Source organism: Janibacter sp. A1S7 (assembly GCF_037198315.1).
In the GTDB taxonomy this organism is placed as follows: domain Bacteria; phylum Actinomycetota; class Actinomycetes; order Actinomycetales; family Dermatophilaceae; genus Janibacter; species Janibacter alittae.
Map to the genome: position 1 here is coordinate 46,333 of NZ_CP144913.1, position 21,777 is coordinate 68,109.

The 21,777-nt window shown below is 72.0% G+C and carries 23 protein-coding genes and 1 pseudogene; 10 read left to right on the forward strand and 14 right to left on the reverse strand.

Going from position 1 to position 21,777, the window contains the following annotated elements:
• The first annotated feature begins 7 nt into the window (after positions 1-7).
• The 3 genes from V1351_RS00225 to V1351_RS00235 all read left to right on the forward strand — a co-directional run bounded on the left by V1351_RS00225 (position 8) and on the right by V1351_RS00235 (position 2,933).
• Complete coding sequence (locus tag V1351_RS00225) at positions 8-829, forward strand: patatin-like phospholipase family protein (RefSeq protein WP_338749567.1); 822 nt, start codon at positions 8-10, stop codon at positions 827-829.
• Positions 826-1,854, forward strand: a complete 1,029-nt coding sequence (locus V1351_RS00230; protein WP_338749569.1) for a 1-acyl-sn-glycerol-3-phosphate acyltransferase — start codon at positions 826-828, stop codon at positions 1,852-1,854. Before V1351_RS00225 ends, V1351_RS00230 begins: the two co-directional genes overlap by 4 nt.
• 116 nt (positions 1,855-1,970) lie before the next feature.
• A complete protein-coding gene (locus V1351_RS00235) occupies positions 1,971-2,933 on the forward strand; it encodes an alpha/beta hydrolase (protein ID WP_338749571.1) in 963 nt (320 codons plus the stop codon).
• Between the two features lie 114 nt (positions 2,934-3,047).
• On the opposite strand, the gene pheA is transcribed toward V1351_RS00235, so the two are convergent.
• The 3 genes from pheA to V1351_RS00250 form a co-directional block, all read right to left on the reverse strand.
• Entirely contained in the window at positions 3,048-3,995 is a 948-nt protein-coding gene (gene pheA, locus V1351_RS00240) for a prephenate dehydratase (protein WP_338749573.1), read from the reverse strand.
• Between the two features lie 43 nt (positions 3,996-4,038).
• Positions 4,039-4,446 (reverse strand): DUF4446 family protein, encoded by a 408-nt coding sequence (locus V1351_RS00245; protein ID WP_338749575.1) that lies wholly within the window; start codon positions 4,444-4,446, stop codon positions 4,039-4,041.
• 119 nt (positions 4,447-4,565) lie between these two features.
• Positions 4,566-5,447 (reverse strand): DUF5926 family protein, encoded by an 882-nt coding sequence (locus V1351_RS00250; protein WP_338749577.1) that lies wholly within the window; start codon positions 5,445-5,447, stop codon positions 4,566-4,568.
• Positions 5,448-5,557: 110 nt separating this feature from the next.
• On the opposite strand from V1351_RS00250, the gene V1351_RS00255 reads away from it, so the two are divergent.
• From V1351_RS00255 to V1351_RS00265, 3 genes are all read left to right on the forward strand, one after another.
• Positions 5,558-6,037: an ATP-binding protein gene (locus tag V1351_RS00255; protein ID WP_338749579.1), complete on the forward strand. Its 480-nt coding sequence runs from the start codon at positions 5,558-5,560 to the stop codon at positions 6,035-6,037.
• A 111-nt stretch (positions 6,038-6,148) separates the two neighbouring features.
• Complete coding sequence (gene rsgA / locus V1351_RS00260) at positions 6,149-7,237, forward strand: ribosome small subunit-dependent GTPase A (protein ID WP_338749581.1); 1,089 nt, start codon at positions 6,149-6,151, stop codon at positions 7,235-7,237.
• 63 nt (positions 7,238-7,300) lie between these two features.
• Complete coding sequence (locus V1351_RS00265; RefSeq protein WP_338749583.1) at positions 7,301-7,924, forward strand: DUF421 domain-containing protein; 624 nt, start codon at positions 7,301-7,303, stop codon at positions 7,922-7,924.
• On the opposite strand, the gene V1351_RS00270 is transcribed toward V1351_RS00265, so the two are convergent.
• Positions 7,909-8,931 carry a pirin family protein gene (locus tag V1351_RS00270; RefSeq protein WP_338749585.1) on the reverse strand — a complete coding sequence of 341 codons (1,023 nt, stop codon included), beginning with the start codon at positions 8,929-8,931 and terminating at the stop codon, positions 7,909-7,911. The two genes, V1351_RS00265 and V1351_RS00270, sit on opposite strands and share 16 nt — an antisense overlap.
• A gap of 117 nt (positions 8,932-9,048) precedes the next feature.
• On the opposite strand from V1351_RS00270, the gene V1351_RS00275 reads away from it, so the two are divergent.
• The gene (locus V1351_RS00275; RefSeq protein WP_338749587.1) at positions 9,049-9,984 is read left to right on the forward strand and encodes a pseudouridine synthase; all 936 of its coding nucleotides are present in this window, start codon (positions 9,049-9,051) and stop codon (positions 9,982-9,984) included.
• 102 nt (positions 9,985-10,086) lie between these two features.
• Here V1351_RS00275 and V1351_RS00280 read toward each other — a convergent pair whose 3' ends face one another.
• From V1351_RS00280 to V1351_RS00295, 4 genes and pseudogenes are all read right to left on the reverse strand, one after another.
• Positions 10,087-11,727 (reverse strand): MDR family MFS transporter, encoded by a 1,641-nt coding sequence (locus V1351_RS00280; RefSeq protein ID WP_338749589.1) that lies wholly within the window; start codon positions 11,725-11,727, stop codon positions 10,087-10,089.
• A 2-nt stretch (positions 11,728-11,729) separates the two neighbouring features.
• Entirely contained in the window at positions 11,730-12,239 is a 510-nt protein-coding gene (locus tag V1351_RS00285; protein WP_338749591.1) for a MarR family winged helix-turn-helix transcriptional regulator, read from the reverse strand.
• Positions 12,240-12,379: 140 nt separating this feature from the next.
• The gene (locus tag V1351_RS00290; RefSeq protein WP_338749593.1) at positions 12,380-13,003 is read right to left on the reverse strand and encodes a VOC family protein; all 624 of its coding nucleotides are present in this window, start codon (positions 13,001-13,003) and stop codon (positions 12,380-12,382) included.
• Positions 13,004-13,010: 7 nt separating this feature from the next.
• Positions 13,011-13,547 (reverse strand): annotated as a pseudogene (locus V1351_RS00295) (DUF664 domain-containing protein); the annotation flags it as partial.
• A 22-nt stretch (positions 13,548-13,569) separates the two neighbouring features.
• Here V1351_RS00295 and V1351_RS00300 point away from each other — a divergent pair.
• On the forward strand, positions 13,570-14,409 hold the full coding sequence (locus V1351_RS00300) for a helix-turn-helix transcriptional regulator (protein ID WP_338749595.1): 840 nt from the start codon (positions 13,570-13,572) through the stop codon (positions 14,407-14,409).
• A gap of 130 nt (positions 14,410-14,539) precedes the next feature.
• Here V1351_RS00300 and V1351_RS00305 read toward each other — a convergent pair whose 3' ends face one another.
• The gene (locus V1351_RS00305) at positions 14,540-15,298 is read right to left on the reverse strand and encodes an SDR family oxidoreductase (protein WP_338749597.1); all 759 of its coding nucleotides are present in this window, start codon (positions 15,296-15,298) and stop codon (positions 14,540-14,542) included.
• A gap of 152 nt (positions 15,299-15,450) precedes the next feature.
• Between V1351_RS00305 and V1351_RS00310 the strand changes: the two genes are divergently transcribed.
• Together V1351_RS00310 and V1351_RS00315 are read left to right on the forward strand one after the other, a co-directional pair.
• Complete coding sequence (locus tag V1351_RS00310) at positions 15,451-15,915, forward strand: pyridoxamine 5'-phosphate oxidase family protein (protein ID WP_338749599.1); 465 nt, start codon at positions 15,451-15,453, stop codon at positions 15,913-15,915.
• A complete protein-coding gene (locus V1351_RS00315; RefSeq protein ID WP_338752420.1) occupies positions 15,909-16,187 on the forward strand; it encodes a WhiB family transcriptional regulator in 279 nt (92 codons plus the stop codon). Before V1351_RS00310 ends, V1351_RS00315 begins: the two co-directional genes overlap by 7 nt.
• On the opposite strand, the gene V1351_RS00320 is transcribed toward V1351_RS00315, so the two are convergent.
• From V1351_RS00320 to V1351_RS00340, 5 genes are all read right to left on the reverse strand, one after another.
• Positions 16,184-17,089 (reverse strand): diacylglycerol/lipid kinase family protein, encoded by a 906-nt coding sequence (locus V1351_RS00320; RefSeq protein WP_338749601.1) that lies wholly within the window; start codon positions 17,087-17,089, stop codon positions 16,184-16,186. The two genes, V1351_RS00315 and V1351_RS00320, sit on opposite strands and share 4 nt — an antisense overlap.
• On the reverse strand, positions 17,086-18,348 hold the full coding sequence (locus tag V1351_RS00325; protein ID WP_338749603.1) for a YncE family protein: 1,263 nt from the start codon (positions 18,346-18,348) through the stop codon (positions 17,086-17,088). Before V1351_RS00325 ends, V1351_RS00320 begins: the two co-directional genes overlap by 4 nt.
• Before the next feature lie 206 nt (positions 18,349-18,554).
• Positions 18,555-20,144, reverse strand: coding sequence for an ABC transporter permease (locus V1351_RS00330; protein ID WP_338749605.1), 1,590 nt, complete (start codon positions 20,142-20,144; stop codon positions 18,555-18,557).
• Positions 20,141-21,058: an ABC transporter ATP-binding protein gene (locus tag V1351_RS00335; RefSeq protein WP_338749607.1), complete on the reverse strand. Its 918-nt coding sequence runs from the start codon at positions 21,056-21,058 to the stop codon at positions 20,141-20,143. The genes V1351_RS00330 and V1351_RS00335 overlap by 4 nt, the downstream gene beginning before the upstream one ends.
• Positions 21,055-21,723 carry a TetR/AcrR family transcriptional regulator gene (locus V1351_RS00340; RefSeq protein ID WP_338749609.1) on the reverse strand — a complete coding sequence of 223 codons (669 nt, stop codon included), beginning with the start codon at positions 21,721-21,723 and terminating at the stop codon, positions 21,055-21,057. Before V1351_RS00340 ends, V1351_RS00335 begins: the two co-directional genes overlap by 4 nt.
• Positions 21,724-21,777: the final 54 nt, after the last annotated feature.

The following is a 21,777-nucleotide window of genomic DNA, read 5'->3' on the forward strand; positions in this document are numbered from 1 at the left end:
GGCGCACATGCCCACGACCGCTTTCGTCCTCGGTGGAGGGGGCGTGCTCGGGGCCACCCAGGTCGGGATGCTCCAGGCGCTCCTGGCCGCTGACATCACGCCCGACCTCGTCGTCGGCACGAGCATCGGCGCGGTCAACGGCGCCTTCGTCGCGGCGGACCCCACGGCGCAGGGCGTGGCGCGGCTCGAGGAGTTGTGGCGCGACGTCGTACGCTCCGGGGAGATGAGCGAGAGCCCGGTGCGTCGGGCGGCCCGCTTCGCCAAGTACCGCACCCACGTGATGCGAAGGGGGTTGATCCCCGACCTCGTCGAGCGTCACCTCGGGGTCGAGACGTTCGAGCAGCTCGCCGTCCCCTTCCAGTGCGTCGCCGCGGAGATCGAGGGCTCCGCGTCCCGGTGGTTCACCTCCGGTCCGGTCGCGCAGGCCGTCGCTGCCAGCTGCGCGGTGCCGGGGCTCTTCGCCCCCGTCGAGATCGACGGCGCCCACTACTACGACGGCGGACTCGTGCACTCGATCCCGGTCGGACGAGCGATCGCCTTGGGCGCCACGCAGATCCACGTGCTCCAGGTCGGCCGGGTCGAGCAGCCACTCAGCGCGCCGAACAACCCGCTGGACGTCGGTCTCGTCGCCTTCGAGATCGCTCGCCGCCACCGCTTCGTCGAGGAGATCGCCGAGGTCCCCGACGACGTGCGACTGCACGTGCTGCCCAGCGGGGTCGAGCGCACACCGGCGACTGCGCTCGGCCAGGGGTCCGTGGCCGCGGTCGAGGACCGCATGGTGCGCTCCTTCGACGCCGCGAGTGCCTACCTGGAGGGGACCACCTCGTGAAGATCACCTCGCTCCCTTCGCTCCCGGCGCCGCCGTACTGGTTGCGCCTGGTCCTGCAGGCGATCGTGCCCTTCGTCGGGATCTTCTTCTCGCTGGTCTTCGTCGTGGTCGCGCCCTTCATGCTCCTGCTGTGGCCGTGGGACCGCCACCTTGCCCTGCTGCGGTGCCTCTTCCTCGCGCTCTACATCATGTGGGAGGACATCGGGCTCGTCGTCGAGTGCTGGTACCTGCGGCTGCGCTCGCCGCGCGGCACCAGCCCGACGTGGGACGAGGACCACCTCGCCCTGATCCGCCAGGCGCTGAACAACGTGATGTTCACCGCCGGCAAGGTCGTCGGCTTCAAGATCGACGTCGAGGGGATGATCACGGTCGGCCGTCCGGGCCACCCGCTCGTGGTCATCTCGCGGCACGCCGGCCCTGCCGACTCCCTGGCGATCGCGTGGCTGCTCGCCTCGACCGCCGGCCGGATCCCGCGGATCGTCCTGGCCGACGTGATGCTGTGGGATCCGGGCATCGCGATGGTGCTGCAGCGACTGGACTCCTACTTCGTCCCCTCGCGCTCCGGTGCCGGCGACGACCGGTCCCGTGGGGTCGCGGACCTCGCGTCGACGTTGTCGAGCAAGGACGCGATGCTGATCTTCCCCGAGGGCCGCAACTGGGCGCCCGACCGGCACGAGGACCTCGTGGAGCGTCTGCGGGCGCGCGGGGAGCACGCCCGCGCGGACCGGGTCGCCTCGCGCCCCTGGGTGCTGGAGGCACGCTCGCGCGGCGTGGCCGCCATACGGGACAACGCGCCCGACGCCGACGTCATGGTCGTCGCCCACACCGGTCTGGACATGCTCACCGGGCCGGGCCCGGTGATCCGGGCGGTCCCCTTCCGCAACCGGCTGCTCTTCCGCGGCATCACCTACCGCAGCGAGGACGTGCCGACCGACCCGGATGAGGTCGCCACGTGGCTGGACGCCGAGTGGGACGAGGTCAACGACTGGGTGGACTCGCACGTCAGACGGCGTGAGAAGCTGTGACCGAGGGTGCGTCGGAGTGCAGTCCGCCGTCCGGGCCACGAGGTCCCGGGGCGCCGCGCGGCTCGGTCAGCCGATCTGGAGCGCGACGTGCGGCCACGATCAGCCCCGAGGCGGTGGTGGCGGCGGCCGAGGCGGACAACCGGGTCCACCGGTGGCCACTCACGCCGCGGATCACCCGGTGGCTGCGGTCGAAGGGCGCGTCGGCGCGGCGGGCCGGGTTCGAGGCGGACCGGAGTGCGGGCGGCGTGCAGGTCACCGAGCGCCCCGACGGCCACGTGCTGATGATGCGTCCTCCGTCGTCAGGTGGGCAGGGAGTCCCGGCCCAGCCGGATCGTGCCCGCCATGACGAAGGGGGTGACCCCGCCCACGACGTGGACGGCGCCTGGGTGCTGTGGATCCACGGTGGGGGCTTCTGCTGGGGCAGCGCTCGGGACGGGACGGCTCTGCGCCTGGCCGAGGGTCTGGGGATCACCGTGCTGTCGGTCGAGTACCCGCTCGCACCCGAGGCGCGCTTCCCGGTCGCGATCGATGCCTGCGTGGACGCCTACCTGCTGGGCGTCGCCGAGCGTGGACCACGGGTGCTGCTCGGCGGGGTGTCGGCAGGTGCCAACCTCGCCCTCGGTGTCCTGCAACGCATCCGGACCCGTCGGGCGGCCGGTGAGGACCTCTGCCTGCCCCTCGGGGTGGTGGCGCTGACCCCCTTCGGTGATCTGGCGGGTGCGGGTGACTCGTACCGGGTCAACGAGGGCCGCGACGCCTGGATCCGCTGGCGCGGTCAGCAGCAGAAGTTCGCCCGGGCCTATGCGGGCGGGGCCGACCTGCGCGATCCGCTCGTCTCACCCGTGCACGCGGACTGGGGTGGTGAGGCGCTGCCTCCGGCGTTCTTCTCCACCGGGACGCGGGACCTCTTCCTCTCCGACGCGGCCCGCATCCACACGGCCTGGCGTGCGGCCGGTGGTCGGGCCGAGCTCGATCTCGTCGAGGGCCTGTGGCACTCGTACCTGTCGGATCCGCGTCTGCCCGAGTCGCAGGCCCTGATGGCTCGGCTGATCACCTGGTGCCGGGAGCGCCTGACGTAGCCGTGCGCGACACGAACTGCTGCAGGCTCTGGTTCGTATGGCCAGCAGCACCATGAGGTGCTGCCGACTCAACAAGGTGCAGCCAGCAGCACTTCGTTCGTGGGGCCGGTCGTGTCAGGCGTCCGGCGAGCCGAGGGCACGCAGGCGCTCCAGCCACCGGCGCGCCTCGAGGAAGGCCTCGTCGGTGGTGATCGGGTCGACGGTGATGTCGGCACCGGACGCCGCGGGGTAGGAGCCGAGGAAGCGCAGGTCCGCGCACACGCGGTGCAGGCTCATCAGTGCCGCTCCCACGCGCTCGTCCTGCACGTGCCCCTCGAAGTCGATCGAGAAGCAGTACGAGCCCATCGAGTCCTTCGTCGGGCGCGACTCCAGACGAGTCATGTTGATGCCGCGCACGGCGAACTGCTCGAGCAGCTCCAGCAGGCCACCCGCGCGGTCCGAGCGTTGGTAGAGCACGACGGTCGTCTTGTCCTTGCCGCTGGGGCTCGGCTGACAGTCCGGGCGCGAGACGATGACGAAGCGCGTCACGGCGGTCGTCATGTCGCCGATGTCGTGGGCGAGGACCTCCAAGCCGAAGCGCTCGGCGGCCACCGGCGCGCAGACCGCGGCCTGGTAGCCGAGGTCGTCGGGGTGCTCGGCGAGGTCCTTGGCGGCGGAGGCGGTCGACAACGTCGGCACGTAGACCGCGCGGGGGAGCGTCTGGTCGGCCCAGCCACGCACCTGCGCCCAGGCGTGACTGTGGGTGCCGATGGCCGTCACGTCCTGCAGCCGCGTCCCCGGCCGGGCACACGCGACGAAGGTGATCGGGACGAGCACCTCGCCGACGACCACGAGCGGGTCCCCGGAGGCGAGGGCGTCGAGCGTGGCCGAGACGCCCCCTTCGACGGAGTTCTCGATCGGCACGACCGCGGCGTCGACCTCACCGGAGCGCAACTTCTCCAGAGCGGCGTCGACGGACCCGCACGGCACCTGTGTGCCCCCGGACGACGGGCTCCACTGCATCAGCGCCTGCTGGGTGAAGGTGCCCTCGGGGCCGAGGTAGGCGTATGCGTAGCGGGTCATGGTGCCTCCGGTGGACGCTGGATCGATGGCCGAGTACCGCAGGTCAGGCGTCGGCCGAGCCCGTGCGGGCCGCGGCGAGCGCCTGGCGCTCCTCGGGGGTGAGGGTGGCGTCGGCGTCGCCGCCGACGACGCCCTTGGCGTAGGTGCGGGACTCCCCGCGACCGTGGATGCTGCTCATCACGAGGCCGTCGCCGGTGTCGTCGATGATCGCGGCGGAGAAGGACAACCGTCCGCCCATGTCGCCGAAGGCGTCGTAGCGCACGACCGCCACGTGCCGCAGCGCCTGGCCGATGTCATGACGAAGGGAGGCCAGGTCGCCTTCGCCGACCGGGGACCGCTGCTCGAGCCGGACGACCCGGGCGGTGAGCGCGCGCAGGCGCAGCAGTGCCGGGACCGCGACGAGCAGCGCGACGACGAGCCCGCACAGCAGGGCGATCTCGATCACGGTCATGGGCTCACCCTAGCGACGCAGCGCCCCAGGACCCGCACGAGCCCAAGCAGGTACGAAGGGCTGGCCTGCGGAGTTCGCACGAGCCCAAGCAGGTGCGACGGGAGCGGGCGAGTGCGGGGTCAGCGCAGGGTGACCTGGCGGGAGAGCAGGCCGTTGCGCGCGCGACGCTCGTCCGCGGTCAGGTCGTCGGTGGCCGCGAGCGCGTCGGCGTACCGGCTGGTGAAGTCGGCGATGACCCCCTCGTGGTCAGCCGCCTCCGTGTCGGCCGGGACCTCCCAGACCGGGACGAGCAGGCCTCCCGCACGGAAGGCCCCCAGCAGGCGGCGGTCCTCGCCGAGGTGCGCCTCCCCCTTCGCGTGGAGCCGGGCCAGGGCGGTCGTCGCCGCGTCCTCGTCGTCCGGGAGGACGAGGCGGATGTAGGTGCGCTCGCCGATCCGGCACCAGTACGCGGCCGGGGCGCTGGTGATCGGGGTGGTCGGGACGATCGACTCGTTGGCGCGCTCGAGCGAGTCGGCGGCCTCACCGGTGACCTCCTGGCCGTCCAGCCAGAAGTCGAAGCCCTCGTGGATCGTCACGTCGAAGTCGGCGCTGGTGTCGATGAGGTCCTGCAGGCGCGGGGTCTGCGCGGTCGCGCGCGGCAGTTGGGTGATCGGCGCGCCCGGCTCGGCGGCGAGGGCGGTCAGCAGCGCCTGCGCGAGGTCACGACTCGGGTCGCCGCTCGTGGAGCCGGACTGGCTGGCGATGAGCACGCTGCCGTCGTCACGGCGCAAGGCGGGCCAGGCCATCGGCAGCACCGTGGCGAGGGTGACCGTCTCCGGGGAGCCCTCGGGGACCGCGTCCGCCTTGAGGGTGAGGGTGGCCGTCGCGGCCGGAAGGATCTCGTAGGCGGCGACCCAGTCGGGCTCGCCGGGCAGCCCCGCGAAGGGGCGTGCGGTGTATGGCGCGGGGGCGACCTTGGTCCTGCCCGCAGCGTCCTTCTTGCGTCGTGAAGCCTTTCCCATGGCGGTCAGCGTAGGCGTTCGGCGCGGCGGGAGTTGGGTCGGATCACCCTCGCAGGGACAATGAGGAGCGAAGGGGGATCGACATGACACGTGACGATGGGAGTTCGACGGTGGGCCAGGCACGGACGGCAACGCCTTCGCCGGGCGGTCTCGACAGCTTCGGCGGGGAGATCGGTCGTGGTCAGGCGCGCACGATCCGCGCCCGGTGGGAGCTGCAGACCGTGACCCGGACCCGGCAGGCCGTGGCGCAGGACCTGGTGGCCCGCGGCGTCAGCGACGAGGTCGTCAGCGAGGCCGAGTTGGTCACCACGGAGCTGGTGACCAACTCGCTGCGTCATGCCACGCCGCTCGCGGACCGGACCGTGCGCATCCACTGGAAGGCCCGCGGCAACTGCGTCGAGATCGAGGTCAGTGACGGCGGGGCCGAGACCGCGCCAGCGCCCGCCCCCCGGGCGATGTGGGCGACGTCCGGCCGCGGTCTGCGGATCGTGCGCAGCATCGCCCACGAGTGGGGCGTGCAGCGGGACGAGAAGCAGACGACGGTCTGGGCCGCCCTCGGTGGGCCCTCGCGCCGTCGGGTCGGCTCCTGAGTCCGACCCCCGCCGGAGCGGGTCGGCTCGCCCTCCGGCTGGAGCGGCGCACCGGGCTGAGCGGAGGAAAACCAGTGGCCGCGACCCGGACGGCGGTGTCATCGTCGAGGGGTGAGCGCGACCTCCATCGATCTGGCGTCCCTCGGGTGGGACGAGGCAGCCGCCGCGGCCTTCGACGACGCGGCGAGGCAGTCCCCCTTCGCCCTGGTGCCGGGGCGGGTCGGCCGTGTCGACCGCGGTCGGGTCACCGTCCACAGCGCTGACGGCCCGGGGGTCGCCCTGGTGCGGCTGCCCGCCGGGAGCGAGCGGGTGGACCAGCCGACGACCGGTGACTGGGTCGGGCTGGAGCGACAGGACGACGGTGACGTCGTGCGCCGGGTCCTGCCACGGCGGAGCGCGATCGTGCGCAGGGTCGCCGGACAGCGGTCCGATGCGCAGGTCATGGCGGCCAATCTCGACCAGGTCCTCGTGGCGATCTCCCTCGAGACCACGCTGAAGCTGTCCGCCGTCGAGCGCTACCTCGTCGTGGCCTGGGAGTCGGGGGCGCGGCCCCTCGTCGTGCTGACGAAGGCCGACCTCGCCTACGACCCGGAGTCCGCTCGCGACGAGGTCGCGGCCACGGCGCCCGGCGTCCCCGTGCTGGTCACCTCGGCAGAGACCGGCGAGGGCATGGGCGTGGTCGCCGCGGCGCTCGCCACCGGCACCACGGCCCTGGTCGGGCCGTCCGGTGCCGGGAAGTCGAGCCTGGTCAACGCTCTCGCCGGCCGAGAGGTCCAGGCGGTCGCCGACACCCGCCAGGACGGCAAGGGGAGGCACACGACGACGGCGCGCGAGCTGGTGCCCCTGGCCGGCGGGGGCGTCCTCGTCGACACCCCCGGCCTGCGGTCGATCGGTCTGCACGAGGACGGCGAAGGGGTCTGGCGCACCTTCCCGGACGTCGAGGAGTTGGTCGTGCGGTGCCGGTTCACCGACTGCTCCCACGAGTGCGAGCCCGGGTGCGCCGTGCAGGAGGCCATCGCCCATGGCCGGCTCGATGGACGACGGTGGGCCAGCTGGCAGAAGCTGCAGCGCGAGGCAGAGTGGATCGCCACCAGGGCGGACCCGGTGGCCCGCGCTGCCGCACGCAAGCGGTGGGCGGCCACGGGACGTGCCGGGAGGGCTCGGGCGGCGCTGAAGCATGGCCGGGACCCCTTCGCCTGACGGGAGGGATGGCACGCGGGCTCGCCATCGCCGCCCTCGACCGCGCGGTACCATGCGAAGGTCATGCCCCACGTCCTCCGCACCGTCACGACCGTGATCGACTGGTCGCAGGTCGGGCATCGACTCTGGATCGGGCCGAGCCACGGGCTCGCGGTCGCGCTCTCCGCGCTGGGGATCTACCTCGCCTTCATGGTGCTGGTGCGGATCTTCGGTGTGCGCGTGCTCACCGGGATGGGCACCTTCGACGTCCTCGTGGTCATCACCGTCGGTGCCGTCGCGGGGCGCGTCATCCTGGGTGACCCACCGACGCTGGTGGCCGGTGTCATCGGGCTGACCTGTCTGTTCACGATGGAGGCCGCCTTCGGCGAGGCCCGCCGCACGGCCAGGGGTGCCCGGTGGATCAACTCGGGTCCGGTGCTGCTCATGGCCGGCGCGGAGGTGATCCCCCGCAACCTGCACCTCGCCCACGTGACCCAGCGCGAGCTGAACGCCGCTCTGCGGCAGGCCGGGGTGCGCCATCCCCGCGAGGTCGCGTGCGTCGTCCTCGAGTCCACGGGCCGGATCAGTGTCCTGCGTCGCGGGGAGCCGCTGGACCGCGAGCTCATCGCGTGGGTGCGGGACGCCGACCGCATCCCCGAGGAATTCTTCGAGGACCCTCGGCGAGGGAGAGGTCAGAGCACGTCGTGACCCGGGTGTCCCCCCTTCGCCATGGCCTCGGCGATCTCGAGGGCGGGACGCACCCGGGGGGTCTTGGGGATGACGCCCAGGCGCCCGGCCTGGAAGTCCTCGAAGGCGGTGACCAGCTCGTCCCGGCTGTTCATGACGAAGGGGCCGTAGGCGGCGACGGGCTCGCGGATCGGACGTCCACCGAGCAGGACCACCTCGAGCGAGGGGCTGCGGGAGTCCTGGTGGTCGTCGGCCGCGATCTCGAGGGCGTCACCGGCACCGAAGTCGACGAGCTGCCCCTCGCGGACCGGTCGACGCTCGGGGCCGACGACCCCGCGCCCGGAGAGCACGTAGGCCAGACCGTTGAAGTCCGTCCGCCACGGCAGGTGCATGCGGGCGCCGGGCGCGATGGTCGCGTGGATCATCGAGATCGGGGTCGTCGTGATCCCCGGGCCCTGGTGGCCGTCGAGCTCACCGGCGATGACCCGGACGAGGGCGCCGCCGTCGTGGCTGGAGAGCAGGCCGACCTGCCCGGAGCGGATGTCCTGGTACTTCGGGTCGGTCATCTTCTGGTGGCTGGGCAGGTTCACCCACAGCTGGAGGCCGTGGAAGATGCCGCCGCTGACGACGAGGTCCTCCGGCGGGGCCTCGATGTGCAGCAGGCCGGAGCCGGCGGTCATCCACTGGGTGTCGCCGTCGGTGATCAGCCCGCCGCCGCCGTGGGTGTCCTCGTGGGCGAAGGTCCCGTCGATGATGTACGTGACGGTCTCGAAGCCGCGGTGGGGGTGCCAGCTGGTGCCACGGGCCTCGCCGGGTGCGTACTCCACCTCACCCATCTGGTCCATGTGGATGAAGGGATCGAGCCGGGCCATGTCCACTCCGGCGAAGGCGCGGCGGACCGGGAACCCTTCGCCCTCGTGTCCCTGCGGCGCGGTCGTCACCGACCGGACCGGGCGCGAGACCGTCTCGGGCCGTGGCTGGCTCACGCGGGGGAGGGTGAGGATGTTCTCGACGGTCACGGCGGGCATTGTGTGCTCCTTCGGTAGGCGGGATCACCACATCCAACAGTAGTTGAAAATCAAACATTCCGCGAGGTGCTCTGGGCCGGAGTGTGCTCGTCGCACGCACCGTCTAGTCTCGCGACCGTGCCCCCACGTTCACCGCTCGCCGCGCGTCACGGACTCAGCGCGGCGTGGGTGCGCACGCCCGACCGTGACCCGCTCCGCCCGCCCCGGTGGGTGACGATGTCCGCCTGGCTGCGGGAGAAGATCCCCGACCGGGTGGACGTGCACCGGATGCTCGCCGACGCGCGATTCGTCTACGACGACGGCCGTCCCGTCCGGCCCGACGACGGGTACCGCCCGCACACCTTCGTCTGGTTCCACCGGGACCTCCGCGAGGAGGTCGAGGTGCCGGGTGAGCTGACGATCCTCCATCGTGACGAGCGACTCGTCGTCGTGGACAAGCCGCCGTTCCTGTCGACCATCCCGCGCGGTCGGCACGTGCGGCAGAGCGTGGTGGTCCGGCTGCGCGACGAGCTGGGGCTGCCCGAGCTCTCCCCGCTGCACCGCCTGGACCGGGTGACGTCCGGGGTCCTCATGCTGGCGACGGAGCGCCGGTGGCGCGGGCCCTACCAGGTGATGTTCGAGCAACGGCGGGTGCGCAAGACGTATCTGGCACTGGCGCCCCGGCGCGACGACCTGGCCCTACCCGTCACCGTCCGCAACCACATCCGCAAGACGCGCGGGGTGTGGCAGGCGCAGGTGGTGCCGCAGGCAGAGGTGAACGCCGTCACCGTCGTCGAGATGGAGTCCCGCGCGGGTGACCTGGCGGTCTACCGCTTGACGCCGCACACCGGGCGCACCCACCAGCTGCGGCGCCACCTCCACGACCTCGGTATCCCGATCGTGGGCGACCCGCTCTACCCGCAGGTGCAGGAGGTCTCGGTCGACGACTTCTCCCGACCGCTTCAGCTGCTCGCCAGCACGGCGGAGTTCGTGGATCCGGTCGACGGCGACGAGCGGCGCTTCGTCAGCGCACGGCAGCTGCCGTTGTCCCCCTCCGGGGTCCGCGAGTCGTAGCCGCCCCGATCGCGAGGCAGTGCGGACACGGAGGTCGCGGGAGGACTCAGGTACGACCGCGGCCCCGTGTGCGCGTCCGGCGCCGGGCGAAGGGGTGGGTGGTCACCCCCGGTGGGGCGTCGCCAGGCCCTCGCGCCGGTGGATCTCCTCGTGGTGCTCGGGCGCCTCCGAGCCGTAGGCGTCGAGGACGTCCTGGCCGGCGTCCTGGACGGGGTGGTCGTGGGCGGACTCGCGCAGCGGCGTGTGCGGGATGAACCAGGTGGCGACGAAGACGACCGCGAGGATCGGCAGGCCCAGCATGAAGGCGCTACCGAGCTGCTCGGCCAGACCCCAGCGCACGGCCTCGGCCACGGCCGGTGGCACGTTCGCCAGGGCGCTCGGGTCGAGCACGGCACTGGCGTCCATCTGGCTGGCCGCCCCCTTCGGCATCCCGGCGGGGAGGTGGCCGGCGATGCTCTGGCCCAACCCCGTGGCCATCACGGTCCCGTAGATCGCGATGCCCACGGTCGAGCCGACGTTGCGGAAGAACTGCGTCGACGCGGTGGCGACGCCCATGTCCGCGCGGGTGACGACGTTCTGCACGACGAGGGTGTACTGCTGCATGGCCATCCCGAGGCCGATACCGATGACGACCATCGCCAGGGTCAGCTGCGTCGCGGTGGCGTCGTGGTCCAGCCGGGTGAGCAGGAAGACGCCCCCGGACATGATCGCGATGCCGGCGAGCATGAAGGGGCGGTAGTGACCGGTCCGGGTGATGGCCAGCCCGGTGAGGATGCCGCAGGTGATGAAGCCGAGCATGAGCGGCATGAGGATCAGCCCGGAGTTGGTCGCGTTCACCCCGATGACGCCCTGGGCGTAGACCGGGATGTAGATGATCGAGCCGAACATGACGATGGCGATGCCGAAGGAGGCGATCAGGCTCAGCGAGATCGTGCGGTCGGCGATGAGGCGCAGCGGCAGCAGCGGCTCGACGGCGCGCAGCTCGATGGCCACGAAGGCGATCGTCGAGACCAGGCTCAGACCGAACAGGCTCAGCGAGGTCGTCGACCCCCAGGCCCACGAGGTGCCGCCCGAGGAGACGGCGATGAGCAGCGCGACCAGGGCGGTGGACAGGGTCGCGATGCCCGGGTAGTCGATGACCGCCTTGCGCGGCTGGTGCGGCAGGTGGAGGAACTTCACGATGAAGGTCAGGGCGAGCAGACCGATGGGCAGGGTGACGAAGAACAGCCAGCGCCAACCCAGGTGGTCGGTGACCAGCCCACCGGCAAGCGGCCCGGCGACCGAGGTGACACCGAAGACGGCTCCCATCAGGCCCTGGTACTTGCCCCGCTGCCGTGGCGGGATGATGTCGCCGATGATGGTCTGCGACAAGGGCATCAGCGTGCCCATGCCCAGTCCCTGGACGCCGCGCGCGATCACGAGCATCCAGAAGCTCTGTGCGAAGCCGGCGAAGACCGTACCGACCATGAAGACGATGATTCCGCCGATGTAGAACTCCCGGCGGCCGTAGAGGTCGGAGAACTTGCCGACGATCGGGACCGTCACCGCGGAGACGAGCATCGCGGCGGTGGCGACCCAGCTGTAGTGGCTCATCCCGCCGAGCTCGGCGACGATCCGTGGCAGCGCGGGGCTGACGATCGTCTGGCTGATCGAGGCGACGAGCATGCCGAGCATGAGGCCGATGAAGACCCGGCGGTGCTCGGCGCTCATCCGGTAGGCGGTGGGAGTGGCGGGGGCGCTCATTGTCAGGCCTTTCCGGTGGCGTGGGCGACGGGCGACGGGGGCTGCCCGGCGGACCGGGCGCCGGTGGCCAGGTCCTCGCTCAGGCGGGTGAGCAGGCGGTCGAGGTCGACGAGGTCGGCGCGCGGCCAGTCGGTGAGGACGGCGCCGATCAGGTCGGTGCGGGCGGTGCGCTCGCCGGCCAGGGCGGTGCGGCCCGCCGGGGTCAGGCGCACCGTGGAGGCGCGGCCGTCGCTGGGGTCGGCCAGGCGCTCGATGTGACCCTGCGCCTCGAGCTGGCCCAGTCGCCGGCTGACGGTGGACGCGTCCTGGCCCTGGGTCTCCGCGAGGCGGGAGGTACGCATCCCCGCCTCGTGGTGGCAGTGCTCGAGCGTGGCGAGCAGGGAGTAGTCGGTGCGCGACATCGCGGTCGGGTCGAGTGCCTGGCGGCGGGCGATCAGGCGGGAGAACTGGCCGAAGACGCGTCCCAGGGTCTCCTGCAGGTGGGGCCCGACCGGACTGATAGTTGTGTGCACCCAGCAAGTATATATCTGCGTGAGGCATGCATCAAACGCGGGCGAGGCGAGGTGCTGCAGGCAGCAGTCCGTGTCGTCGGCACGACCTCGAGGTGCTGCCGGCAGGACGACGTGCTGCTGACTCTCCGGTCGGCGTCGGGTCAGGCGCTGGCGACGAGCAGCGTCGGGACGGCGAGGTGGGGGTCGCGGACCGTCGTCACGCGGGTGCCCGGCTTGCGGCCCTCGCGCACCGGCGACAGCTCGACGCGCTTGGCAGCGAGGCGCGCGCGGGTCGCGTCCAGGTCGGCCACCCGCCAGGCCACCCCACCGAAGGTGTCCGGCCCCTCGTGAGGCTCGCCGGGCACGATGACCTCGACGACCGCGTTGCCGCACCGGAAGAACAGGCCCCGGAAACCGTGGTCGGTCTGCCGGTCCAACCGCAGGTCCAGTCCGAGGCGCGCGCCGTAGTCGGCGGCGGCGCGCTCGCCGTCACCGGTGCGCACGACGAGGTGATCAAGGGCGAGCTCGCCGGACTCGCCCTCGGTGGAGGGCGTCGGCCGCCAGGTCGTGCCGCCGAGGTCGAAGCCGGCGGCGTCCCCGACGAGCCCGCGGCGCCGCCACAACCGCTCGGTGGTGGCGACCTCGTCCACGCCGAGGAGGACTGCGGTCAGGCCCCCTTCGCCCTCTTCGATGTGCACGTCCCGGTCGACCCCACCGAGCCGGCGCCACGCGGCCCGGGTGGCAGCGACGTCGGGGGTGGCGATGACGAGTCCGGTGATCCTCACCCGGCCATCATGACGTGACCGGTTCCGGGGCCGACCACGGCTGCGCGAAGGGGGTGGCCGGCCGCCCCGTGTCGGCGAGCACCAGCTCCAGGGTTGTCGCCCCGTCGATCTGCTCGCGGATGATGTCGGCGTGACCGGCGTGCCGGGCCAGCTCCTCGATCAGATGCCCGAAGGAGTAGCGCAGGCGGGCCGTCGAGGAGTTCATCAGGCCGTACCACGGAGCGGGCGGGACGGTGATCTCCGCGTCCGGGGCGCCGGAGCGGATCCACTCGACGACACCCGTCCGCCGGCCGTCGAAGACCTCGAGCGTCCCGGCGAGGGTCTCGTCGTCGCGCAGGGCGAAGGTGTCCATGAACCCCGCGTAGGCGTCCTCGCTGATCGTTCCCCCCTCCTGGGGCCCGCTGGGCTTCTCGTCGGGCGGAGCGATGACGTAGCTCGTGTGCTTCAGGATCCCGCCGATCGACAGGGCGGATCGGGTCGGCGTCAGGCGCGCCTGCTCCTCGGTGAGTCCGAAGGCGCTGGCGCGCAGGGCCTCGAGCTGCTGGTCGACGTACTCCGCGTAGCCGGTGGTCTCGTCGTGGCTGGTCTACCCGATCGAGGCGACACCGGGAGTCGGGGGCGGGTACCGCTTCGGCGCCGGTGGGCACATGCCCCCGCTCCTGCTCGAGGAGGACGAGGTCGTGGCCGTGACCGTGGCGCTAGGTGTTGGGGCGCAGGGGATCTCGGCCATCGGTGAGCCAGCGGTACGGGCCCTGACCAAACTCGACCAGGTGATGCCGCCCCGGCTGCGCGGGGAGGTCGCCGCGCTCGCCGACGCCACCGCCCTGCTGCCGGGGGCCACCGACGATGTCGACACCGGGGTGCTCGTCGTGCTGGCGCACGCCATCCGCGACCGGGTGCGGGCCCGGTTCGGCTACACCGGCCGCACCGGTGAGGACAGCGAGCGGGACGTCGAGCCGTACCGTCTCGTCGCGACCGGCCGACGGTGGTACCTGCTCGCGTGGGATCTGCGGCGGCAGGACTGGCGCACCTTCCGCCTCGACCGGATGTCGGGGGTGCGGGCGTCGACCTTCCGGTTCACCCCGAGGCCGACCCCGGACGCCGTCGAGCACGTGCGCCGGGCCGTGACCCGGTCCGGGTACGCCCACCGGGTCCGGGTCCGGCTGAGCGCGGACGCCGCGGACGTGCGCCGTCGGGTGCCGCAGGCGTACGGCACCGCGACGTCCCTCGGTCCCGGACTGACCGAGCTCGAGTCCTCCGCGGACGACCTGGGCATGCTCGCCCGGCACCTGACCCTCGCGGCCTTCGACCTCGGCGCGCGGCTGACCGTGGTCGACCCACCCGAGCTCGCCGCCGCCATCGACGAGTTCACGACGCGGCTGGCCGACGTCCGCCGGGGCGGGTAGGTCAGGACCCGAACGAAGTGCTGCTGGCAGCAGTTCGTTGAGTCGGCACCAGCACGAGGTGCGGCTGGCCATACGAAGTGCAGCCAGCAGCAGTTCGTGACGGGAGGGGAGGCGCGGGTGCGCCGGAGGCTCAGAGCAGCTTGCGCACCACGGGCAGGGGCAGGGTCTTCATGGCGGCGCCGATGACGACCCACGGCTTCGCCGGCACGTAGGCCTTGGGCTTGCGGGCCTCGATCGCCTCGACCATCGAGCGGACGCCCACGTCGGTGTCGACCATGAACTTCGTTCGCTGCTCGACCTTCTCGTTCATCTCCGAGCGGATGTATCCCGGGTAGAGCACGCTCACGTCGATGTCGAGGTCGGGCTTGCCGAGCATCTCGGAGCGGATGCCCTCACCGAGCGAGGCGACGAAGGCCTTGCTCGCCCCGTAGGTCGTCATCGACTTGGGCATGCCACGCAGCGCGGTGATCGATGCGACGAGCACGAGGTGCCCGGCCTGCTGCTCGCGGAAGATCGCCATCGCGGCCTCGGTCTGCGCGGCGGCACCGAGGACGTTCGTCACCAGCGTCTCCCGGTTGGCGTAGTGGCTGCCCTTGCCGTACGGGGCGCCCTTGCCGAGGCCGGCGTTGACGACCACGCGGTCGAGGCGGCCGAGGTCCCCCTTCGCCTGCTCGAAGACCGCGGTGACGTCCTCGTCCCGGGTGACGTCGAGGGCGTAGGTCTCGACGCGACGCTGGGGGTGGGCCGTGGCGATCTCCGCCTTCAGCGCGTCGAGGCGGTCGGTCCGGCGCGCGGTGAGCGCGAGGTCGTGCCCGAGTGCGGCGAACTGGCGGGCCATCTCGGCGCCGAGACCGGAGCTGGCGCCGGTGATCAGGGTGGTGAAGGTCATGGCCCGACGGTATCGCGTTGCCGGTCGGACCCCGCATCGCGCGCCGATGATCGGATCTATTATTCACGATCAGAACCGTGTAAATTTAGTGGGACCAGCAGCACCCCGAAAGGACCCACGTCGCCAGGAGTGCACGAGCCAGGAGGCCCGCCATGACAACCACACAGCAGCGATCGCAGACCACCGCGACGGACCACCGCGGTCTGGGGGTGCTGGACCACCAGGAGTGTCTGCGCCGGATCGCCTCGACGCCGATCGGACGGATCGCCTTCCACGACGCCGGGGAGACGGTCATCCTCCCGGTCAACCACGTCGTCGACGGCAGCTGCATCGCCTTCCGCGCCCGGTGGGACTCGGTGCTGGCGTCTGCGGTGAACCAGACCTCCGTCGCCTTCGAGGTCGACGAGTTCGACGCGCTCGAGGGGACCGGCTGGAGCGTGCTCGTCCGGGGTGTCGCGAGCACCGTCTACGACGAGGAGACCAGCCGGCGCTTCGAGGACAGGCTCGGCGACCAGTGGGGCGAGCAACCGGACGGGACGTTCTGGACCTCCATCCGACCCGACGAGGTCAGCGGGCGCGAGATGAAGGCCACCCGGGGGGAGTGCGGCTGCTGTTGAACCCCTTCACCCGACGGGCGGATGACGCCCGGCACTGGCGCCACGACGCCGCGTGCTTCGGCGAGGAGCTGGACCTGTTCTTCCCGGTCGGCGTCGCCGGCCCGGCCGTGTGGCAGATCAGCCAGGCCAAGGCGATCTGCGAGGACTGCCCCGTGCGGGCACAGTGCCTCGAGTACGCCCTGCGCACCGGGCAGGACCACGGCGTCTGGGGAGGGCTGACCCCGCAGGAGCGGCGTGAGCTGCGTCGCGCCGACGACGCCCGCGGCGCCTAGGGGAGCCCCGTCCGTGCGGGTGCGCGCACGGACAGCGCATGCCGGATGCAGCGCACCTGCATCCGTCGGGCCGGCCCGATGACATCACCGTCGAGCTGGATGTGCAGGGGGGTGGCGCTCGTGACCGTCAGCTCCGTCGAGGGCCGTGTCCGCAAGCCGGAGACGTTGCGCCGCCAGCCCAGCGCCCCCTTCGCCGCCACACCGACCCACTGGACCGGCCGGCGCACGATCACCTCGAGCACGTCGAGGAGCCCGTCGTCGACGAGCCCCCCGGGGACCAGCACCCCGGCGCGCACCCGGGTGCAGTTGGCCGCCAGGATGCTCCAGGCGAGGACCTCGCGCTCCGGCTCGTCGTCGTGGCGCACCCTCATCGGCACCGGCCGGCGCATCGCCGAGACCGCGGCAGGGGCCAGGTAGGCCGGCCAGCCGATGCGCTCCTTCAGCCCCGGCCGGGTGGCCGCGACCGTCGCCGCGTCGTGGCCCATCCCCGCCAGGACGACGAAGGGGTGGTCCTCCACCTCGTCGTCGATGCGGGCGAGCCCGAGATCGACCGGACGGGCGCTGCCGGTGACCGCGACCTGCGCGGCCGCGGCGACGGTCTCGGGCAGATCGAGGTTGTGGGCGAGGAGGTTGGCGGTCCCGATCGGGACCACGCCCAACTCGGTGCCCGTGCCGGCCAGGGCCTGCGCCACCGAGCGCACTGTGCCGTCGCCCCCGGCGGCGATGACCACCTGCGCGCCGGCCCGGACCGCGCTCATGGCCTGGGCGCGGCCGGTCTCGGCGCGCGTCGTCAGGTGCACCGTCGGGGCGGGCCAGCCGGCCGACAGCGCTCGCTCGGAGACCGCCTCGAGTGCTCGCTCCCATCCCCCCTTCGACGGGTTGACGACGAGCGCGGACCTCACTCGGTGGCCGTGCGGGAGTCGTCGAAGACGATGATCGACCCTCCGTAGCAGGCGACCCAGACCCGCTCCTGGGTCGGCTCGTAGGTGATGCCGATCGGGTGCGGGTCGGTCTCGACGGTCTGGATGACCTCGAAGTCGTCGGTGGCGACCTTGCTCATCGTGGCGTCGTCGTAGTTGACGACGTACAGGGCGCCGCCGTCCGGACTCATCGTCATCGAGCGGGGCTGGGTGCCGACGGCGACCTCCCGGGTGACCTCACCCGTCGCGGTGTCGACCTCGCTGACGGTGCCGCTGTTGTTGTTGGTGACGTAGAGGTGCTCGCCCTCGGGGGAGAGCACCAGGTGCCGGGGACCGTCGCCGGTGTCGGTGAAGTCGGCATCCACCGCACCCGAGTCCAGGTCGACGGCGACGGTGCGGTCGGCGCCCATGAGCGCGACATAGGCGGTGGAGCTGTCCGGGGAGACCTCGATGCCGCGGGGGTTGTCGCCGCCGAGCGGGATGGTCGAGGTGACCTTGCCCTTCGCGACGTCGATGACGCTGAGGTCCATCGAGCACCAGTTGGTCACCAGGACGTGCTTGCCGTCGGGGGTGGCGGCGACGTACTTCGGCACCGCCCCGACCTCGACGACGTCGTCGATCTCGAGCGTCGTGGTGTCGATCTCGTAGACGTAGCTGTTGGAGATGCCCTCGGGCCCGGCGCACGCGTCCTTGCCCTCGGGCAGGAAGTTCTCCCCGTACATCGAGTAGTTGCTCACCCACGCGGTCTCGCCGTCGGGAGAGAAGGCCATCTCCACCGGCGCGCCCTTGCTGGTGCCCGGATGTCCCTCGATGCCGAAGTCGGCGAGCTCGACCGAGTCGTCGATGGTCTTCTGCAGGGCCCCGTCGGCGGTGAAGACGCTCACGCTGTGCCGGTACATCATGTTCTGCGCGAAGACCTGGCCCTTGGCCGAGGCGACGACCGACTTCGGTGCCATCTCGCCGGTGAGGCGTTGGACGCGCACGAGGTCGGTCTCGGCGGAGTCGGCCGACTTCCCCTGGGACGTGGCCGGGGAGTCCTCCGGCGCAGGGGTTTCCACCTCCGTCGGCTGGGTGGGTTCGGCTGCGGTGCCCGTCGACGACGCGGCCTCCGCCGGCGGCTCACCCTCGTTGGCGACGACCAGGGAGCCGACGAGCAGCACGAGGACGACGGCGATGGCGACGGCCACCGTGAGGACGATCCGTCGCCGACGGACGTAGACCGGGTCGTTCTTGATCTTCACGAAGGGCACCTCATTGTGGACAGCGTCACCGCGGAGTCTAGGGCCGGTTGGGTCCCGGGCGGGGGGAGGCGCACCGGGGCGGTGCGGATGGGGTGCGGACCAGGGAAGGTGACCCGTCACCGGTGGTCGTGGGATGGCCCTCCTGACGACGCAGGTCCCCGTGCGGCCCGGGGCGACTTCTCGAGCGGCCCGGGTGCCTGCGGGACTCAGCGCCGCGGGACGTCCCGCCGGGTGAAGCCGAGGACACCGAGCCCGAGCAGGGTCAGTCCACCCAGACCCGCGACGAGTGAACCGGTGACGTCCACGTCCTGGGCGGGGACGTTGCCGACGAGCCCGAAGGGCGCCCACTCCACGAGCGCCTCGGGCAGGTCCAGCCCGGGGCCCATGTACGCCAGCACGGCAGCGATGGCGAAGACCGCCCAGACCGCCGGCTGCATCCGCGGCAGCCACCCGAACAGCGTCACGGACAGGCCGGCGAGCAGGAGCATGACCGGCAGGTAGGCGAGCGCCGCGCCCATCAGGGTGCTGATCCACGAGGGGTCGTCGAGGGAGGCCGCGGTGGAGGTGGCCAGGGCGAGGCCACCGACGCCACCGACGACGAGCGTGCCGACCGCGAGGACGGCCAGGTGGGGCGTCAGCCAGGCGAACCGGCCACGGGCCTCGCTGAGCTGCAGCTCGAGACGGCCGGAGGTCTCCTCCTTGCGCAGCGAGCCGAGCGACTGGAGTACGTAGCCACCGACGAGCATCGCGAGCAGGAGGACGAACATCGCCGCCATCGACTCGACGATCTGCTCACCTCCGCCGGCGATGAACTGCGCCAGCTCGGGGTTGCCCGCGAAGGCGTCCAGGACCGTCTGGGTCAGCGCACCGTAGGTACCCATGAGGATCGCGACGAGCAGGGTCCAGCCGAGCGTGCTGCCGCGGTGCTCCCGTGCAGCCAGCCCGAGAGGGGTTCCCAGCCACGGGGTGGCCCGGTGTGGCCCGGTGCGGGCGGCGACGAGCGAGCCGCCGACGTCCCGGCGGGCGGACAGGCGCAGCGCGAGGGCGAGCAGCAGCAGGGTCGCCACCGCGCCGACGACGAAGGGGGTCACCCGCGGGTCGCCGAAGGGCGCCGCCTCGTCGTACCAGCCGTGCGGGGAGAGCCACACCACCCAGGTGCCGTCGACCGAGCCCGCGCCGCGGACGATGTAGGAGGTCAGGGCGAGGGCCAGGCCGACCCCCCAGACGGAGCGCATGTGGCCGAAGGCCTGCGCGAGCACCGCCGCGATCCCGACGAAGACCGCGCCCAGGAGGACGAGGTCCAGCCCGTAGACGAGGGAGCCGGTCGTGTCCGCGCCGGCCACGACGAAGGTCAGCGCCGTCAGGGCGCCCAGGGCGACCAGCGCGGCGAGGGCGAGCAGCACCGCGGCGACGAGCGGGGCCTGTCGTCCCATCCGCGATGCGAGCAGGAGCTCGAGGCGGCCGGCCTCCTCCTCCCTTCGTGTCCCGCGACCGGTGAGGGAGATCGCCAGGACCGGGATGGCGAAGCCGACGACGAAGCCGAGCTCGTTCATCATCACCCCGCCGAGCGTGTCGAGCCCGGCGACGTCGCCGTTGAGCATCCGGATCGCGGGGGTGTCCGAGGAGTCGGCGTAGGTCGCCAGCTTCGCCGGGGTCTCGTAGAGGCTGGTGATCGATGCGGCCGTGATCACCACGAGCGCGACGAGCCCGAGGATCCAGGCGGCGAGCGCCTTCCACCCCGTGCGCCACTGGACGCCCAGGTTGATGCCGACACCGGCGGTGCTCACGCTGCTCATCGGACGGCGTCCTCGGCTCGGACCCGGTACTGCTCGAGGAAGAGGTCGTCGAGGCTCGGCGGGGTGATCGTCAGGGTGTGCACCCCCGCGTCGTGGATGCGGCCGACGATCTCGGCGATGTCGGTCGCGTCGACGTGGCAGCGGATCTCCGGCCGGCCCTCGGCGGTGCTCGTCTCGAGAGCGCCGACGCCGGGGACGCAGGTGAGGTCGACCGTGTGGTCCGTGACGGCGTGGACCCGGCTGCTGGTGCTGCGGCGCAGGTCGGTGAGCGTGCCCGTGGTGACCGTCCGCCCGGCCCGGATGATGCTCACCCGGTCGGCCAGCGCCTCGACCTCGCCGAGGATGTGGCTGGAGAGCAGGACGGTCGTGCCCTCGGCGACACGCTCGCGGAGGGTCTCCTGGAAGACCTGCTCCATCAGCGGGTCCAGACCCGAGGTCGGCTCGTCGAGGAGGAGCAGGTCGACATCGGCGGCCAGGGCGGCGATGAGCGAGACCTTCTGCTTGTTGCCGGTGGAGTAGTCGCGGGTCCTCTTCTTCGTGTCGAGGTCGAAGCGCTCGACGAGCTCGGCCCGGCGGGTCTCGTCGATGCCGCCGTGGGCGCGGCCGAGGACATCGATGCACTGCCCGCCGGTCAGGCCGGGCCACAGCGTGACGCCGGCGGGGACGTAGGCGAGGCGGTGGTGCAGCTCGACGGCGTCGTGCCAGGGGTCGCCGCCGAGGACGGTGACGCTGCCGCTGTCGGCGCGGGTCAGCCCGAGCAGCACCCGGATGGTCGTCGACTTGCCGGCACCGTTGGGTCCGAGGAAGCCGTGCACCTCCCCGGGAGCCACGTCGAGGTGGAGGCCGTCGAGGGCGTGGGTGCTGCCGTACGTCTTGTGCAGGTCGTGGGCGCGGACGATGGGTGCATCGCTCATGGGGTCTCCTTCGGCGATGTGGGACGGGGCGCGATCGCGCTCTCTTGGGATATATCGAAGCTGGGCAAGATTGCGCCATAGAAGCGCATCGCCTCGGCGGCCCAGCGGGCGAGCCCCTCCCCGTGGAGCGGGTCGTAGCCCAGGACCTGCCGCCAGTGGTCGGCGAGGAAGAGCGTGCCGAGGTCGGCGGTCATCGCCATGGCCGCGCGGGTCTCGGGGTCGGGGCCCGCGAGGAGCCTGCCGGCGGCGTCCCAGGCCCGGAAGGTCTCGACCGTGTGCTGGTGCCAGTCGGTGAGCAGCTCGGTGGCCATCGGGTCGCCGGTCATCACCAGGCGCCGCAGGTACGGGATGACCGGAGAGTTCTCGGGGAGGGCCTGCTGGAGCATCCCACCGATCGAGGACCACTCGCCCGCCTGCACGTCCTCGACGACCGCGGCGTCGGTCGAGAGGTCGAAGAGGTCGTCCATCCATGCGCGCACATGCTCGACGACCGCCTCGCGCAGTCCGGCCCGGGAGCCGAAGTGGTGGACGACCAGGGCCGCCGAGACGTCGGCCCGCTCGGCGATCTGGCGCATCGTCACCGCGTCCTCGCCCTGCTCGGCGAAGAGCTCGAGCGCTGCGTCCCGCACTCGTGCCCGCGCGGTGCGGTCATCGACTGAACTCATGTTCAGCAGACTAAACGTTAGTTCAGTTTCCGGTCAAGGCCACACGAGGTGCGG